Origin of the sequence: Halorubrum sp. JWXQ-INN 858, assembly GCF_009806985.1 — an archaeon.
In the GTDB taxonomy this organism is placed as follows: Archaea; Halobacteriota; Halobacteria; order Halobacteriales; family Haloferacaceae; genus Halorubrum.
Map to the genome: position 1 here is coordinate 318,038 of NZ_WUAX01000006.1, position 16,028 is coordinate 334,065.

Sequence of the window (16,028 nt, forward strand, 5' to 3'; positions counted from 1 at the left end):
CCCGAATCAAGCGACGCGAACCGAGCGACTCGCCGCGACCGATCCCGGCGTCTTCAGTGCTCGCCTCCGGTCCCCCGTCGGTCGGAGTCGAGATCGATATCGAGGTCCTCGAGCACCGCCTCGGCCTCCGCGCGCTTCTCCTGGTGGTCCGCGAGGAACTCGCTCATGAGTTCGGCGGCCTGCTCCTTGCAGCCGCCACAGAGCCGCTCGCCGTTGACGCACTCGGAGTAGACGGTCTTCGTCAATTCGTCGTCGTCGCCGGCGAGCAGGTAGGCGTACAGCTCGTAGACGGGACACTCGTCGGCTTCCCCGCCCAGTTCGCGCTGCTCCTCGGCGGTCGATCGACCGCCCGTCGTCGCCGCTTTCACCTTGTCGTAGCCGTCCTCCGGGGCGTCGAGCAGCGAGATGTGGCTCGCTGGGATCGACGACGACATCTTCCCGCCGGTGAGCCCCGAGATGAACCGGTGGTAGATCGAGGAGGGCTGACGGAAGCCGAAGCCGTCGTGGTCGAGTTCGACCTCGCGCGCGAGGGCCTCGGCCTCCTCGCGGGTCAGATCAAAGGCGTCGACGTGTTCGTCGAAGACGCGCTTTTCCCCCTCGACGGCCTCGATCAGCGCTTCGAACGCCTCGTCGGTCGCGTTGCGGTCGAGGAAGCGAACCCTGGGTCGAAGCGGCTCCTTACCGCCGGCCCGGAGCTTCTCCAGCGCGGTCGGTTTCGCCGCCGCGAGCGACGCCGGCTCCGCGGGCGGCTCGTAGTCGGCGAGCCACTCGGCCGCTCGGACGCAGCGAACGTCGGCGGCGTCGGGGTCGTCAGCGTCCGCCGCGAGCGCGTCGTAGGCAGCCCGAACCAGTCCGCGCTCGTCGTCGTCGAGCTCGAAGCTCGCGAACGCCTCCGTCACCTTGAAGTAGCGCATCCGAACCGCCAGGTCGCGCGTCAGGCGGACGTGAGGGTCCTGGTCGGGACCGACGGGGATCACCGTGGGCTTCGGCTCGTCGACGAGCTGCGGGTAGAGGATGTCGGCGGTCTGGGTGACGACGCTCTGCATGTGTGAGATGTTCGTCTCGCCGTCGAAGCCGTAGATCGCCTCGAACTCCGAGAAGTTCGCCTTCGACCCCAGCTCGAACGCGAGGTCCTGCACCTCGCGGTTGTCCGACTGCCGGTACAGCTCGCCGTCCTCGGCGTCGAAGCCGAGCGCGAGAAGCGAGAGGAGGTAGTCGCGGGCGTGGTCGTCGATCTCCGACCACGACATCCCGCGCGCAGAGTGCGCTTCGAGGTCGGCGATGAGCCCGAAGACGTCCCCACCCTGCTGCTGGTGCCAGATCAGCTCGTCGAAGACGAGCTTGTGGCCGATGTGCGGGTCACCGGTCGGCATGAACCCGGAGAGCGCGGCGAACGGTTCGCCGTTCGCCATCGCTTCGGCGACGGCGTCGTACTCGCGGTGGCCGAAGATGACGCCCCGGCGCATCAGGTAGTGCGGGTCCGTCACGTCGTCGGCGACGTCGTCGAACGCCTCGATGCCGAACTCGGCGAACAGGTCGGCGTAGTCGCCCACGGAGGCCGACCCCCACGGGTCGAGCGTGACGTCCGCTGTCGGCTCGTCCGCGGGCTCCGCACCGCCGTCCGGACGGGCGGTCGCCCCCGGCTCCGGCGGGCTCGCTCCCTCGTGGGTGTCCTCGGTCATACCTACCCTTCCCGCCGGTCGACGCAAAAACCGTTCGCTTGCGGGGGACGGACCCGGCGCGAGGGGGCCGCACAGGGATCGGCGGGCCGGGTCCGCGGCCGGCTACGGCGTCAGCCGGCTCACGGAGAGCCACTCGACGCCGCCGGCGTCGTCGCCGTCGCCGCTCCCGTCCGCGGCGTCGGCCATCGCGAACACCATCTCCTTGCGAACGCCGCCGGCGAGCCGGACGTCGAGGGAGAGCTCCCGGGGCTCGAACGTGTGGTCGGGCTCGACGACGCGCACGAGGTGTTCCGAGTGCGGGAGATCGTCGACGGTGTCGACGTCGAGGTACGTCCGGAAGTCCGCCCCGAACTTGAACCCCGTCTTGGGGACGACCCGCCGGTTTCGAAGCCGTCGGTACACGGCGAGCCGGCGGTCGAACCGGTCGCCCTCGACCGCGCGACCACGGTCGATCACGGCGGCCGCCGCTCGGCTCGCGTCGTCAGCCGTTCGGTTCGTGTCGTCCGCCGTTCGGCTCGTGTCGCCCGCGCTTTCCGTCCCGCGGTCCCCGTCGTCCCCGTCGTCTCGCCTCCTGCCGACCGTCCGCGACAGCGAGAGCGCCCCGTCGGCCGCCAGCGACGCGGCCTCGACGAGCGAGAGCTGGAGCGCGCCCTCGACCTCGGCGGCCCGGCCGGTCAGCGGCCGGCCGTAGAACCCCCGGTCGTAGAGGGCGTCGGGGGCGTCCCAGACGACGACCCGGTCCTCGAGGAGGGCGCCGGCCAGGCCGGTCGGCGGCGTGTAGTCGGTTCCCCCCGAGACGTCGGGCTGCGTCGCCGCGAAGTACGTGAGGTCGCTCTCCTCGTCGACGACCGCGAGCGTCCGCCCCGCCAGCCCGGCGGCGGGCACGGTCTGGCGCTCGCCGACGACCTGCACCGGGTAGCGCACGTCGCCGGTGTCTGGCGTCGAACCGCGCTCGTAGACGACGAAATCGACCGCGTCCGCCGCCGCGTCGTCGCCGCCCGGCCACCGGTCGCGGGTGGGCGACAGGTAGAAGCCCCGGTCGCGGAGGTCGGCGTACACGAGGTACCGCACCGCGAACCGCTCCGCGGCCGCCGCGCTGGCGACGAAGAAGCGCTCGAAGCCGATCGCCGCCCCGCCGTCCTCGAGGACGACGCCCGAGAGGTCGCCGCGGAACAGCAGGTGTGCGGCCTCGATCCGCGACAGCGCGATCTCGTTGCCCGAGAGCGGCCGGCCGTACCCCCGCGAGTCGTAGAACCGCTGTCGGGCGTCGCCGCCGACGCGGACGGCGTCGCCGCGGAGTTCCCCTGTCGGTTGCATGGTGGTGTGGCCGGTCGGGCCGGGTAAGGGGGTTGCGGTCGGCGGGCGGTGAGGGTACGGGAGTCGCGATCGGCGGTCGGTGGAGGTCGACCCCGGGCGGTCGACGGGAGCCGTCGCTCAGTCGTCGTTCAGTCGTCGAGCGCGGCCGTCGAGGAGAGCGACTCGTCGATCTCGGCGCGCGCCATCTTCTCCACCAGCGCCTCGATGACCGCGGCTCGCCGCCCCGCGACGAACTTGATCGAGCCGACGACGAGGTGGCCGCCGCCGGAGACGCCGGCCTCCGGCAGCTCCGCGTTCAGCTCCGTCACCATGTTCGGGATGTCGAGCCGGACGCCGTCCGAGCGGAGCACGCAGAAGTCCGGCCCGTAGCCGATCGTGATGACGGGATCGCCCGTCTCCTGGACGCGGGTGTCGTGGAGCTCGCCGGTCGTCTTCCCCGGCGCGGGGTAGGTGAACCGGTGGGCGTGTTCGTCGAGGTCGATCCGGTAGAGGTGCGCGCCGGAGGCGAGCCGCTCGTGTCGGACGTGGTCGTCGAGCGCGTCGAGCTGGCGGTCGACGTCGCGGGCGGCCCGCTCGGAGAGGAACTCGACGAGCTCCGCGTGGCGCGCCTCGTCGTCACAGCCGACGTTGAGCGCGTCGTTGACGAGCGTCTTCCCCTCGGAGTAGCGCAGCCAGTGGGCGGCGTAGTCGAGCGCCTCGCCGATGTCGAGCAGGTCCTCCTTCCCGTAGCCGGCGGCGGCGGCGAGGTCGACGTAGTCGTCCATCGTCTCGGCCTTCGAGCGGTCGGAGAGGCCGGCGACCGCGGGGACGTGTTCGAGCTCCTCGGTGAGCGACGGGTCGATCAGCCGCGCGAGCTCGACGCACATCATCCCGGTGGTGACCCGGTAGTCCTCGCCGTGGAGGTACGGGTTGACGTGGGCGTCGAGCAGCGGGCCGACCGCGTCCGGGTCGGGGTGGTGGTGGTCGACGACCGCGATGGGGATGTCGTAGTGGGCGAGGTTCTCGTAGGCGGGGACGTCCTCCTCCGTCGACCCGTTGTCGAGCATCAGCAGGAAGGGGAGCTTCTGGCCGTGCCGGGCCCGACCCTCCAACGCGAAGTTGAGGTCCCGGGTGACGTCCTCCATCTCGTAGTACGGCGCCTTGCTCGGCAGCCGCTTGAACAGGTGTTGGGGGGCGTTCGGGTCCTCGTGGACCTCCGCGAGGAGCCCCTCGAGCGCCAGCTGAACCGGGATCGCCGCGCACATGCCGTCGCCGTCGGCGTGGTGACGGACGCGCAGCGGTCGCCCGGCGAGCACGGTGCGCCGGAGGAGCCGCGCGAGGTCACGGAGGTCCTCGTGGATCGACTCGAACGCCGCCCACTCGACGAGCGGCTCGACGTCGGCGGGCTCGGCGCGCTCGTCGAGGGCCGTCTCGTACCGTTCGCGGGCGTCCGCCGCACGCTCGCCGGAGAGCGCCTTCAGCGAGTCGACCTCGAGCTGGAGCGCGTCGTCTCGGGTCTCGACGGTGCCGGCGACGTGGACCATGTCGCCGACCGAGATCGACGGGTACGCCCGGACGCCGGCCTCCTCGAACGCCGCACAGGAGACGACGCCGGAAGCGTCCGCGACGCCGAATATCGTCGGGCCGCCGGTCTGTTTCGCCTGCACGACCTCCCCCTCGACGGTGACCTCGTCGCCCGGCGCGAGCCCGCGGATCCGCGAGACGGTGGGTTCGTGGGCGACCGTCTCGGTGCCGTAGTCGTCGGGGGCCACGTCGTCGAACGCGACGTCGCCGTTCTCCCGAACGTCGGTGAGCCGGACGATCAGCCGGTCGCCGACGGCGTAGTCGCCGTCGAGGTTCGACTCGTGGACGAGCCCGGAGACGGCGTCGGAGAGGTCGACGAAGACGCCGTAGTCGACGACGCCGTTGACCTCGGCGTGGTAGAGCGCGTCGGTCTCGACGTCCTCGAGGGTGCAGTCGGGAGCCAGGTCGTAGACGACCGGTCGGTCGTCGTCGGTCCCCTCCGCCACGTCGGCGTCGGGTTCGGGACTCGAATCGTCCCGCGTGCCGGAATCCCCGGCGGTGTTCTCGCTCATGGTACGTCGTTGGTGATCGGCCGGTGTTAAGCCTGTTCTATCGCGCTCGCGAGCCCGATCGTCGGCGACGTCGCGGACGCCTCCGGCGGGTTCGGGACGGGTCGACGGTCCGGAACCCCTATGAGGCGACGGCGACTTCCATCGGGTATGCGACTGTTCCGGTCGGACGACCTCCTCGGGATCGCCCGGGAGACGCTGGAGTTCGTCCTCGAGGCCAGCGAGGAGACCCACCCCAACGAGTACATGGGGTTCCTCCGGGCCGACGACGCGCGGAAGCTCGACATCGACCGGGAGGGACAGGTGATAACCGACGTGCTCGTCATCCCCGGGACGGAGTCGAACCCGGTGAGCGCGACGGTCCGGTCACACATGAAGCCGAACGACATGCGATCGGTCGGCTCCGTCCACTCGCACCCGAACGGCGCGCTCCGCCCCAGCGACGCCGACCTCGCCACTTTCGGGCAGGGTGAGGTCCACATCATCGTCGGGGCCCCCTACGGCTGGGGCGACTGGAAGGCGTTCGACAACGAGGGGGCACAGACGACGCTCGACGTGCTCGACGTCGAGGTCCCCGACCAGCACTTCTTCGATTTCACCCAGGAGGACATCGACCGCGAGCTGATCGCGGAGGGGCGCGACCGCGGGGTGGTCCCGCCCGACGAACGCGGTCGGATCGGCGACGACGACGAGAACGAGGGCGGGTTCCTCTCGTGGTTCCGATGAGGCGGGTCGTCGCGCAGGGCACCTTCGACCTGCTCCACCCCGGTCACGTCCACTACCTCGAGGACGCCGCGCGTCACGGCGACGAGCTCCACGCCATCGTCGCGCGCCGGGAGAACGTCACCCACAAGCCGAAACCGATCCTCGCGAACCGCCAGCGGCGGGACATGGTGGCGGCGCTCGCCGTCGTCGACGAGGCCCACGTCGGACACCCCGAGGACATCTTCGCGCCGATCGAGCGGATCGACCCCGACGTGATCGTGCTCGGATACGACCAGCACCACGAGACGAGCGATATCGAGGCCGCGCTCGCGGAGCGCGGCCTCGAGTGTCAAGTCGAGCGCGCGACGGCGCGCGAGCCCCGAGACGACGAGGTGCTCTCGACCGGCGACATCGTCGACCGGATCCTGCGGCGGCGAAGGGCCGCCGGAGGCGACGACTGACCTCGAAGGAGAGGACTAACGCCGGACGCGACGCCCGGCCCGAACGCGAAGCGCGGCACCTATATGGACCGATCCCTAAGAGGCCGCTAGTGTCGATCCCCGACAGATATCCCGCGGTCCTCGCGACGACGGCCATGGGGGCGTACCTCCTGTTGATCGTCGGCGCGACGACCTCCCTGACCGACGCGGCGGCCGCGTGTACGGCGTGGCCCGCCTGCGGCGACGGCTACGCACTGCCCGTCGAGCGAGCCGGCTGGGTCGCGATCGGACATCGGGCCCTCGCGGCCGTCGTCGGCCTCCTCGTCGTCGCCTCGACCGTCCTCGCGTGGCGGAACGACGCGACCCGCCGCGTCCGCGCCGCGCTCCTCGTCGCGCTCGTGCTCTTCCCGATACAGGCCGCGCTCGGCGCGCTCGTCGCCCTCGGCGGGGCGTCCGCCCCCGCCGGGGTGGCACACCTCGTCACCGGCGTCGTCATCTTCGCCGGCGTCCTCGCGGCGCTCGCGTGGTGGCTGGAGGCGGCGACCGGCGACCCGGACGACGTGCCCGACGGCTTCGAGCCCGGAACCGACGACCTGCCGCCGGCCGAAGAGACCGAGCAACCCGCCGTCCCGACGGCGACGGTCCCACGGCTGAAAGCGACCGCTTCGGCGTACTTCCGGCTGATGAAGCCGCGGCTGATGTGGCTGCTGTGTCTCGTCGCCGCGGCGGCGATGGCGCTCGCCGGCGGCCCCGGGTTCACCCCGTACACGGTGGCGGCGACCCTCGTCGGCGGCTCGCTCGCGATCGGCGCGTCAGGGACGTTCAACCACGTGCTCGAACGCGACGTGGACAAACGGATGCAGCGGACCAACGACCGGCCGCTGGCGACCGACCTCGTTCCGGTTCCGCGGGCGATCGCCTTCGGCCTCCTGTTGACCGCCGTTTCGCTCGGGCTGTTCTGGACCGTCAACCCGCTGACCGCGGGGCTCGGGCTGCTCGCGATCCTGTTTTACAGCGTCGTCTACACGCTCGTGTTGAAGCCGAACACCGTTCAGAACACGGTGATCGGCGGAGCGGCGGGCGCGCTGCCGGCGCTCATCGGATGGGCCGCGGTGACCGGGGAGGTCGGCGGCGGCGGGCTGCTGCTCGCGCTGGTCATCTTCCTGTGGACTCCGGCACACTTCTACAACCTCGCGCTGGCGTACAAGTCCGACTACGCGCGCGGCGGCTTCCCGATGATGCCGGTGGTCCGCGGCGAGACGACGACGCGGCGGCACATCGTCTGGTACCTCGGCGCGACGCTCGTCGCCGCCGCGGTGCTCGCGCTGGTCGCCGAACCGCTCGGCGGGCTGTACGCGGCGGTCGGCGTCGCGCTGGGGGCGGTGTTCCTCTGGGCCGTCGTCCGGCTCCACTACGAACGCACAGAGGCGGCGGCGCTCCGGGCGTTCCACGCGTCGAACGCCTACCTCGGGCTCCTCCTGTTCGCCGTCGTCATCGACGCCCTCGTCGTATGACCGCCGGCCCCGGACTCGCGGGCGCGGGTCACGCCCTCCGAGAGGCCCTCCCGGGGACCCGGACGCTCGCGTGGGTGGCGCTGCTGGGGAACGCACAGATCGTGGCGGTGATCGCGTACTACGCGTTCCTCGGGTCGTTCCCGTCGACGCTTCGATACGTCGCCTACGGGCTGATCTGGGTGAACGTGAGCGTCTTGGTGTTGTTTCGCGCGTCGATCCCCGAGGGGTACGGCTTCGCCACGCGCCGCCGGGCGCTGGCGATCGCCGCCGGCTACTTCGCGGTGTTGCTGTTCTTCGCCGGCCTCGTCGCGACCGGCGTCCCGGAGCGCGCCGTCGACGCGCGGGTCGCGTGGCTGCCGCCCGGATGGGGGCCCGCGTTCGTGTACGCCGGCGAGTACCTCACCGTCATCGTGATGCCCGCGTACCTGCTGGGCTATCTCGCGCTCGCGAAGCTCGTTTACGTCGCGGTGTTGGAGGCGTCCGGGTCGCTCGTCGCCGGCGTCGTCGGGCTGTTCTCCTGTATCTCCTGTACGCTCCCGATCGTCGCGATGATCGCCTCCGCGCTGTTCGGCGGGACCGGGATCCTCGCGGCGACCGCGCTCGACGCCTCCTACGACCTCTCGACGGCCGTCTTCCTCCTCACCGTCGCGCTGTTGTACTGGCGTCCGGACTTCCGCTGAGCGGCCGTCGCTGTTGCTCCCCGAGTAGGTACCGTTGACGGAGGGTCCGATCTCCGACCGCACCCACAGCGACCGCACACCACCACCGCGACCACGGGCCGGCTTTTAAGCACGGGCAGCACCAACGGGGCGTATGACCCGAGTCGAGGTCGAGTACTGCGTACCGTGTGGGATGTTGAACCGAGCGCAAGACGTCGCCGGCGCGGTCCTCGAACAGTTCGGGGAGGGCATCGACGAAGTCGCGCTGGTGACCGGCGACGACGGCGTCTTCGTCGTCCGCGCGGGCGACGAGGTCGTCTTCGACAAGACCGAAGACGAGTACGACGTCGACGCCATCGTGCGGGCCGTGAAGCCGCACGTCGGCGCGACGGCGTAGGACCGACGAAGAGGCCGAACCCGGGCGGACGACTCCCTCCGTCGTCCCGGCCGATGGCGGCGCTTATAACCGACACGAGCCCGGAACGGACGGTATGAATGACGAACCTGCGAGTGACGAGGAGAACACGAGCGAGACGGCGAACACGAGCATCGAGGACGCCGTCGATCGGTTCCTCGGGGACACGGACACGGCGCTCGGCGAGTACGACCGCGGATACACCGACGCCGACGCGACGCTGTCGGTGGTCCGGAGCCACCTCCAGGAGCTTCGGGCGGCCGTCGACGGCGACGACGACTGAGCCACGCAGCGCCCGACGTCGCTCGATGCCGACGACGATGTATCCCGCGACCGGACACACGCTGCGCGCCGGGACGGAACCGATTTATCCCGTCGCCGGAACCGACCGTGCATGGGGAACGGCAAGATCGGGAGACGGTTCTTCGCGGAGCGGATCCGCCCCAACCTCGGGGCGGATCGCGCGGACGTGACCCTCGGGCCCGCACACGGCTGTGACTTCGCGGTGATCGAGCCGGGACGGACGGCGGACGACGCCCCCGGCGCCTCCGGCGGCGGTGCTGGGGCGGACACCGCTGCCAGCGCCACCACTGCCGCTGGCTCCGCTCCTGCGCACGCGATCGTACTCGCGACCGATCCGATCTCCGTCCTCCCGGAGCTCGGATACGACCGTGCCGGCCGGTTCGCGCTCCACATCGTCCTGTCGGACGTGGCGGTGTCGGGGATCGCCCCCTCGCACCTCTCGATCGCCTTCTCGCTGCCGACGACGGTCTCCGACGCGGCGTTCGGCGAGCTCTGGGACGCGATAAGCGACGAGTGCGCACGGCTCGGGGTCGCCGTGACGACGGGCCACACCGCCCGCTACCCCGGCGCGACGCTCCCGTGGGTCGGGGCGGCGACCGCCCTCGGCGTCGGCGACCCCGACCGGATCGTCCGCCCGGACGGGGCCCGCCCGGGCGACCGCCTCGTCGTCACGCGGGGACCGGCGGTGGAGGCGACCGGGCTGTTCGCCTCGCTGTTCCCGGACGCGCTCGACCTGCCGGCGGAAACGGTGGCGACCGCACAGGAGCGGCTCGACGACGTCCGCCTGGTCGGCGACGCGCTCGCGGCACGGGAGGCGGGCGCGGTCCACGCGATGCACGACGCGACGGAGGGCGGGCTCCTCGGCGCGTTCCACGAGACCGCGGGCGCGGCCGGCGTCCGGTTCGAGATCGAGCGCGACGCCGTTCCCGTCGCGCCCGGGGTCGAGCCGGTCTGTCGCGCGCTCGGGATGGACCCGTGGAACGCGACCACGGCCGGAACCCTGATCGCGTCGGTCGCGGCCGCCGACGCCGACGCGGTCGTCGAGGCGCTTCGGGGGCGGGGCACCCCCGCGGCCGTGGTCGGGGACGTGACCGCCGGTTCCGGGGTCGCCGTCGACGGGGTCGACACGGAGCCGCCCGACGGCGACGCCTCCTGGCCGGTGTACGCCGCGCTGTCGGAAGCGTCCGCGGCCGACGACCGGTAAGCGGCGCACGCGTACCGTGACGAGAGAGATACGATCGCCGTCCTCGTCGCGCGACCGCCGTCCTCGTCACGCGATGGCCCACCCGCCGCGCGCCGAGCGCCGCGTCGCTCGGTTTCCCGGCGGAACGAAAGCTGAACCTTTTAAGTCCTGCCGGTTGGAAGCGTGGCCATGGTGCGGGACCCGTCACACGACGAGGAGCCGCCGTCGCCCGCCGAGGTGTTGGACGCGCTGGCCGACGACGCCGCCCAACGCTTCATCGCCGCGCTCTCCGAACCGAAGACGGCGAGCGAGCTCTCCGAGGAGTGTGACGTTCCCCTCTCGACGACGTACCGCAAGCTGGAGAAGCTCACGGACGCGTCGCTGTTGAGCGAGTCGACCGAGATCCGCCGGGACGGACAGCACACGACGCGGTACGCCGTCGCCTTCGATTCGGTGACCGTGTCCGTCGACGACGGGGGAGCCCGCGGGATCGCCATCGAGTTCACCCGCTCGGACCGGACCCGCGACGAGCGGCTGGCCGAGCTGTGGACCGAGCTTCGCGAGGAGACGTAACTATGCATGTCGAACTGGTTATCATCGGAGTAAAGACCGCCATCCTCCTGTTGGGTGGCAGCATCACCTACTACGCCCTGCGGGCGTTCCGGCGCACGGGGGACCCGTCGCTCCGGGCGCTCGCGCTCGGCTTCGGGATCGTCACCGTGGGCGCGCTGGTCGGCGGCGTGTCACACCAGTTCATCGGGGCGGACCTCGCCGTCGGGATCGCGATCGACGGGGCCCTCACGGCACTCGGCTTCGCCGTCATCGTCTACTCGCTGTACGTGGAGTGAACCGCGGGGTATCGACACGCGACGAACCTTGGTTTCGGTAGCCTTTTGCGGCGCTCCGTCGTGCGTTCCGACGATGAGCGAGACCGCACGCGACGAGCTCTCCCGTCGGATCGCGGGCGAGATCACCTTAAGCGACGACCCGGGAGCGACGCTACGGAAGTGGCGAACCGATTTCGACGTCTCCCAGACGGAGCTCGCCGACCAGCTCGGCGTCTCCTCGTCGGTCGTCTCCGACTACGAGAGCGGCCGGCGCGAGAGCCCCGGCATCGGCGTCGTTCGCCGAACCGTCGACGGGCTGCTCGACATCGACGAGCGCCGCGGCGGCGGCCGGCTCAGACAGTACGCTCGCGTGCTCTCGGCCGGCTTCGAGAGCGACATCGTCCACGACCTGCGGGAGTACTCCACGGCGGTCCCGCTGGAGGAGTTCTACGACGCGATGGGCGCGACCGAGATCGTCCGCGGCGACCGCGACCACGTCAACGGCCACACCGTCATCGACTCGATTCAAGCGATCACGCGGCTCTCCAGCGAGGAGTTCTACCGGCTGTACGGCCAGTCGACGAACCGCGCGCTCGTCTTCACCCGCGTCACGCGCGGGGAGTCGCCGCTGGTGGCGATGCGCGTCGTCAGTCCGACGCCGAACGCGGTCGTCCTCCACGGGATCGACGACGACGACCTCTGGGAGCACGCGGGCGACCTCGCGCGGGTCGACGGCTTCTCGCTGGCGACCTCCACGCGCGACCTCGACGACTGTCTCGCCGACCTCCGGGAGCTGTGATCGGAGCCGAGAACGGCCCCCCGGTCGACCGATCGCCGGAACCGGCCGCGACGCGGCCGCGTTCGCCCGCTACTGGACCGGATCGCCGAACGCGTAGACGGTGTTGTGGCCGGTGATCTCGACCTCGAGGACGTCGCCGACGGCGACGCCACGCTCGTCCGCGCGCTGGACGATCACCTGTCTGTAGGCCGGATCGCGGCACTTCACGGAGTCCCCGGTCCCCTCCTCGACGACGAGCACCTCGAGGGTCTCGCCGACCATCGCCCCGTACGCCTCGCCGACGACGTCCATCTTCAGCTCTGACATCGCCTTCGAACGCTCCTTTTTCACCGTCCCGCCGAGCCCCTTCATGTCCGCGGCGTCGGTGCCGGGCCGCTTCGAGAAGCGGGTGACGTTGATCTTCTCGGGGCGGACCTCCCGGAGGAGGGCCATCGACTCCTCGTGGTCCGCGTCCGTCTCCGTCGGAAAGCCCACGATGAAGTCCGTCGACAGCGTCCAGTGGTCGAGCCGGTCGTCGAAGGCGGCGACGACCTCGCGGAACTTGTCGACGCGGTGTTGCCGGCGCATGTCGGCGAGCACGTCGTCGCTGCCCGACTGGACGGGGGCGTGGATGAAGTCGTACAGCTTCCGATTCCGGGCGAAGACGTCCGCCAGCTCCTCGTGGATCCCGTGGATCCCGCCCGGGTTCGCCATCCCGAGCCGGACGCGGAACTCGCCGTCGATGTCGCAGATCCGGTCGAGCAGCTCGGGGAGCTTCCGGTCGCCCGTGTCCCAGCCGTAGACGCCGGTGTCCTGGCCGGTGACCCGGATCTCCTTCGCCCCGGCGTGGACGAGCGCGCGCGCCTTCTCGACGTTCTCCTCGACGGGCGGCGAGTCGACCCGTCCGGTCGCGAACTTCGTGATACAGTACGAGCAGTTGCTCATGCAACCGCGCGCGATGGGGAGGATGCCGACGACGCCGTCGAGCACCGGCTCCGTGTCGGGCGTGACGGTGGGACACTCGCCGTTGAGGACGTGGGTCGGGACGTCGTCCCAGTGGAGCACTTCGGCGTCGACGCCCGCCTCGCGGAACTGCTCGCCCTGTGCGAGCGCCATACAGCCGGTGACGACGAGGTCGGTCGACTCCGCGGCCAACTCCTCGGCACGTCGAAGCATGTTCCGCTCCGTCTTCTCGACGACGGTGCAGGTGTTGAGGATGGCGACGTCGGCGTCGGCCGGGCCGTCGGCCGGGTGGTGGCCGCCGTCGCGGAGGGTCCGTTCTATCTCCCGGCTCTCACCCCGGTTGGAGGTACAGCCGTACGTCTCGATGTGGTACGTCGCCATCGGTTACCCCGTCGTACCCCGCCCGCGGCCAAAAGGGCGACGGATCGGGGGCCGGCCGTCCGCGTGCGACGGGGACCGATCGTCGTGCGATGGGGGCCGATCGTCGTGCGACGGAAGCCAGCCGTGCTGTGTGGCGATCAGTCGCTGTCGTCGTCGGGCTTGCCCCGCGAGCCGCCCCCGAACAGCCGCTCCCGCAGCGACCGGGTGTCGGGACGTTCACACAGCAGCACCGAGGAGTCGACGTGGTTGACGATGTCGTAGACGAGCGACCCGCTGAACAGCCGCGAGAGGAGCCCGCGGTCCGTTGCGCCGACGATCACCATCGTCGAGTCCCGGGAGTGACGGGCGATCGCGTTCTCCACGTCGCCGCCGGTGTCGACCGTGAGCGTCGCGTTGCCGAGGTCGTGATCCTGCGCCCAGCCGCCGAGGAACTCGGTCCCGGCGGCGCGCTTCTCGTCGTCGTCGACGACGTACAACAGCTCGACCTCGGAGCCGCGGCCGTCGCGGAGCGTCCGGGCGACCTCGGCGGAGAGGTCCGAGTCCGTCCCGCCCGCGGTCGGCACGAGGACGTGCTCGGGGTCGAACCCGCGGTCCTTTAAGACGAGGAAGTCACACGGAAGTTCTCGGGTGAGTTCGTCGAGCCCGCGGGTGACCGTCCCCGACGACCAGAACGGCTGGTTCGCCCAGCCCATCACGACGAGGTCGGCGTCGCCGCTCGCGGCCGCGTCGAAGATCTCCTCGAACGACTGATGAGAGATCACGGTTCGAGTCTCCACGTCGACGCCGAACGTCTCCGCGCTCTCGCGGGCGGACTCGAGCAGGCGCTGTGACTCGGCGTCGATGCGCTCGACGTGCTCCGCGCCCGCGTACAGCGGGGTCTGGTCGGGCACCGAGACGATGTGGACGGCCTCGACGACGCCGTCGTTCGCCTTCGCCATGATCGACGCGAGCTCGATCAGCTCGCTTTCCGTTCGCGGGTTCGCCAGCGGCACCATCACCCGGTAGTCGGTCTTGTCGGGCTGGACGGATTCGGCGGCCGAGACGGCGGGTTCGGGCATCTCGTCCGCCCGGTCGAGGATGTACTGCCCGAGGTGTCCCTGGTGGGTCGTCTCGGCGCGGGCGTACAGGAAGTACCAGAGGACCGCGCCGACGACGAACGCGGCCGAGAGCGCGATCTCGACCGGGCTCATGAAGGCGATGAGCCCGAGCGAGAGCACGATCCCGGCGATCGGCGTGATCGGATACAACGGGACGCGGAAGTCGGGATCGTACTCCGGCACGTCGGCCTCGCGGAAGACGATGAGCGCGGCGTTCATCAACGCGTACACGATCAGGTGGAGCACCGACGCCGCCTGCGCGAGGATCGCGAGGTCCTGTCCGAGCAGGACGATGAAGAAGACGATCATCCCGCCCGTGAGGAAGATGGAGCGGTACGGCGTCGAGTAGCGGGGGTGGATCTCGTTGAGCCAGTTGGTGACGATCTTGTCCCGACCCATCGCGAAGTTGATCCGGGCCGACGAGAGGATCGAGGCGTTCGCCGACGACGCCGTCGCGAGCAGCGCACCGAGCGTCATGATCGTCGCGGCGGCCGCCGCGACGCCGCCGATGCCGAACAGCTCCGCGGGGAACGCGACCTCGGCGGCCTGTGCGACGGGTGCCTCGAGATCGAGGGCGTTCCACGGGACCACGCCGAGCATGATCGTCACGAGGATCCCGTAGATGACGGTGACGATCGCGACGGAGCCGATGATCGCGATCGGGAGGTTCCGGCCCGGGTTCTTCAGCTCCTCGGCGACCGTCGCGATCTTCGCGTAACCGAGGAAGGAGACGAACACGAGCGCCGTCGCCGGCAGGATCGCCCCGTAGCCGTCCGGCATCGGGGCCCAGCCGTCGGCGGTCAGGGTGCCGTAATCGAACGAGAACCAGCCCGCGATCGCGAACACGCCGAGGATGAGGAGCAGGAGCGTCACGATCACGGTCTGGATCCCGCCGGTCTCCTTCGCGCCGATGTAGTTGACGCCGACGAAGACGATCCCCGCGAACAGCGCGCCGAACTGGATCTGCGTCACCGTGAACAGTCCGAGATCGAGCGAGGGGATGAGCGCGATCGTGCCGAGGACGGGGAGAACGAAGGTGGTGTCGCCGAGCAGCGTGACGAGGTACTGTCCGAAACCGATGGAGTAGAACGCGGACGCGAACGCGAGCCCGAGCCAGTCGCCGAGCCCCGCGATGGAGCCGAACATCGGCCCGAGCGCGCGGTTGACGTAGTAGTAACCGCCGCCGGCCTTCGGCATCGCCGTCCCCAGCTCGGAGACTGACAGCGCGTTCACCATCGCGATCAGCCCGCCGATGAGGAAGGAGACGACGACGATGGGGCCGGCCTCCTGGGCGGCGACGCCGGGGAGGACGAAGATCCCCGCGCCGATCATCGTCCCGATCCCGATCGTCATCGCCGAGACGAGTCCGAGGTCCTTGGCGAGCTCCTCGTCGCTCATCGGCGGTCACCCCGAGGCGGTTCCGTGGTCGGAGTCACGGTCGTGGTTGCGATGGGGGTCGCGAGCGGGGTCACGTCGCCGCGACAGGATCGCGATCGGGGTCGCGACGGGGGCGGTCCGGTCGGTGAAGCCTGATATGTCGGGTTCATTGGATCGATCGTCACGGGAGGTCCACGGGTCGTGAACCGTGCCCGCGTCTCGTTGGCGGCGTTTCAGTCTTCCCGGACTTAATCACCCCGATACAGGTGTGTTCGACGCACAACCACATATATAAAGGAGATCTCGATGCCGTAG

At 70.5% G+C, this 16,028-nt stretch carries 15 protein-coding genes; 10 read left to right on the forward strand and 5 right to left on the reverse strand.

The annotated features are described in order from the left end of the window. Positions 1 to 53 precede the first annotated feature (53 nt). From GRS48_RS04880 to GRS48_RS04890, 3 genes are all read right to left on the reverse strand, one after another. Positions 54 to 1,682: a tryptophan--tRNA ligase gene (locus tag GRS48_RS04880; protein WP_159484088.1), complete on the reverse strand. Its 1,629-nt coding sequence runs from the start codon at positions 1,680 to 1,682 to the stop codon at positions 54 to 56. A 102-nt stretch (positions 1,683 to 1,784) separates the two neighbouring features. Further along, entirely contained in the window at positions 1,785 to 2,999 is a 1,215-nt protein-coding gene (endA, locus tag GRS48_RS04885) for a tRNA-intron lyase (protein WP_159484090.1), read from the reverse strand. Between the two features lie 128 nt (positions 3,000 to 3,127). After that, complete coding sequence (locus tag GRS48_RS04890; RefSeq protein ID WP_159484092.1) at positions 3,128 to 5,074, reverse strand: DHH family phosphoesterase; 1,947 nt, start codon at positions 5,072 to 5,074, stop codon at positions 3,128 to 3,130. A gap of 147 nt (positions 5,075 to 5,221) precedes the next feature. On the opposite strand from GRS48_RS04890, the gene GRS48_RS04895 reads away from it, so the two are divergent. From GRS48_RS04895 to GRS48_RS04940, 10 genes are all read left to right on the forward strand, one after another. Beyond that, a complete protein-coding gene (locus tag GRS48_RS04895; RefSeq protein ID WP_235027991.1) occupies positions 5,222 to 5,797 on the forward strand; it encodes a Mov34/MPN/PAD-1 family protein in 576 nt (191 codons plus the stop codon). Further along, on the forward strand, positions 5,794 to 6,237 hold the full coding sequence (locus GRS48_RS04900) for an adenylyltransferase/cytidyltransferase family protein (protein ID WP_159484094.1): 444 nt from the start codon (positions 5,794 to 5,796) through the stop codon (positions 6,235 to 6,237). Before GRS48_RS04895 ends, GRS48_RS04900 begins: the two co-directional genes overlap by 4 nt. A 134-nt stretch (positions 6,238 to 6,371) precedes the next feature. Next, positions 6,372 to 7,730: a heme o synthase gene (locus GRS48_RS04905; protein ID WP_159484192.1), complete on the forward strand. Its 1,359-nt coding sequence runs from the start codon at positions 6,372 to 6,374 to the stop codon at positions 7,728 to 7,730. Further along, on the forward strand, positions 7,727 to 8,410 hold the full coding sequence (locus tag GRS48_RS04910) for a hypothetical protein (RefSeq protein ID WP_159484096.1): 684 nt from the start codon (positions 7,727 to 7,729) through the stop codon (positions 8,408 to 8,410). The genes GRS48_RS04905 and GRS48_RS04910 overlap by 4 nt, the downstream gene beginning before the upstream one ends. Positions 8,411 to 8,543: 133 nt before the next feature. Beyond that, complete coding sequence (locus GRS48_RS04915; protein ID WP_159484098.1) at positions 8,544 to 8,786, forward strand: SelT/SelW/SelH family protein; 243 nt, start codon at positions 8,544 to 8,546, stop codon at positions 8,784 to 8,786. A gap of 94 nt (positions 8,787 to 8,880) precedes the next feature. Further along, the gene (locus GRS48_RS04920) at positions 8,881 to 9,087 is read left to right on the forward strand and encodes a hypothetical protein (protein WP_159484100.1); all 207 of its coding nucleotides are present in this window, start codon (positions 8,881 to 8,883) and stop codon (positions 9,085 to 9,087) included. Positions 9,088 to 9,198: 111 nt separating this feature from the next. Continuing rightward, positions 9,199 to 10,311: an AIR synthase-related protein gene (locus tag GRS48_RS04925; protein WP_159484102.1), complete on the forward strand. Its 1,113-nt coding sequence runs from the start codon at positions 9,199 to 9,201 to the stop codon at positions 10,309 to 10,311. A gap of 168 nt (positions 10,312 to 10,479) precedes the next feature. Next, the gene (locus tag GRS48_RS04930; protein ID WP_159484104.1) at positions 10,480 to 10,863 is read left to right on the forward strand and encodes a helix-turn-helix domain-containing protein; all 384 of its coding nucleotides are present in this window, start codon (positions 10,480 to 10,482) and stop codon (positions 10,861 to 10,863) included. Between the two features lie 2 nt (positions 10,864 to 10,865). Next, on the forward strand, positions 10,866 to 11,138 hold the full coding sequence (locus GRS48_RS04935) for a hypothetical protein (protein WP_159484106.1): 273 nt from the start codon (positions 10,866 to 10,868) through the stop codon (positions 11,136 to 11,138). Positions 11,139 to 11,211: 73 nt separating this feature from the next. Beyond that, positions 11,212 to 11,916 carry a helix-turn-helix domain-containing protein gene (locus GRS48_RS04940; RefSeq protein ID WP_159484108.1) on the forward strand — a complete coding sequence of 235 codons (705 nt, stop codon included), beginning with the start codon at positions 11,212 to 11,214 and terminating at the stop codon, positions 11,914 to 11,916. Between the two features lie 69 nt (positions 11,917 to 11,985). Here the strand turns inward: GRS48_RS04940 and GRS48_RS04945 are convergent, their stop codons facing one another. Together GRS48_RS04945 and GRS48_RS04950 are read right to left on the reverse strand one after the other, a co-directional pair. Continuing rightward, positions 11,986 to 13,239, reverse strand: coding sequence for a tRNA (N(6)-L-threonylcarbamoyladenosine(37)-C(2))-methylthiotransferase (locus tag GRS48_RS04945; protein WP_159484110.1), 1,254 nt, complete (start codon positions 13,237 to 13,239; stop codon positions 11,986 to 11,988). Between the two features lie 137 nt (positions 13,240 to 13,376). Then, complete coding sequence (locus GRS48_RS04950) at positions 13,377 to 15,734, reverse strand: amino acid permease (protein ID WP_159484112.1); 2,358 nt, start codon at positions 15,732 to 15,734, stop codon at positions 13,377 to 13,379. Between the last annotated feature and the right edge of the window lie 294 nt (positions 15,735 to 16,028).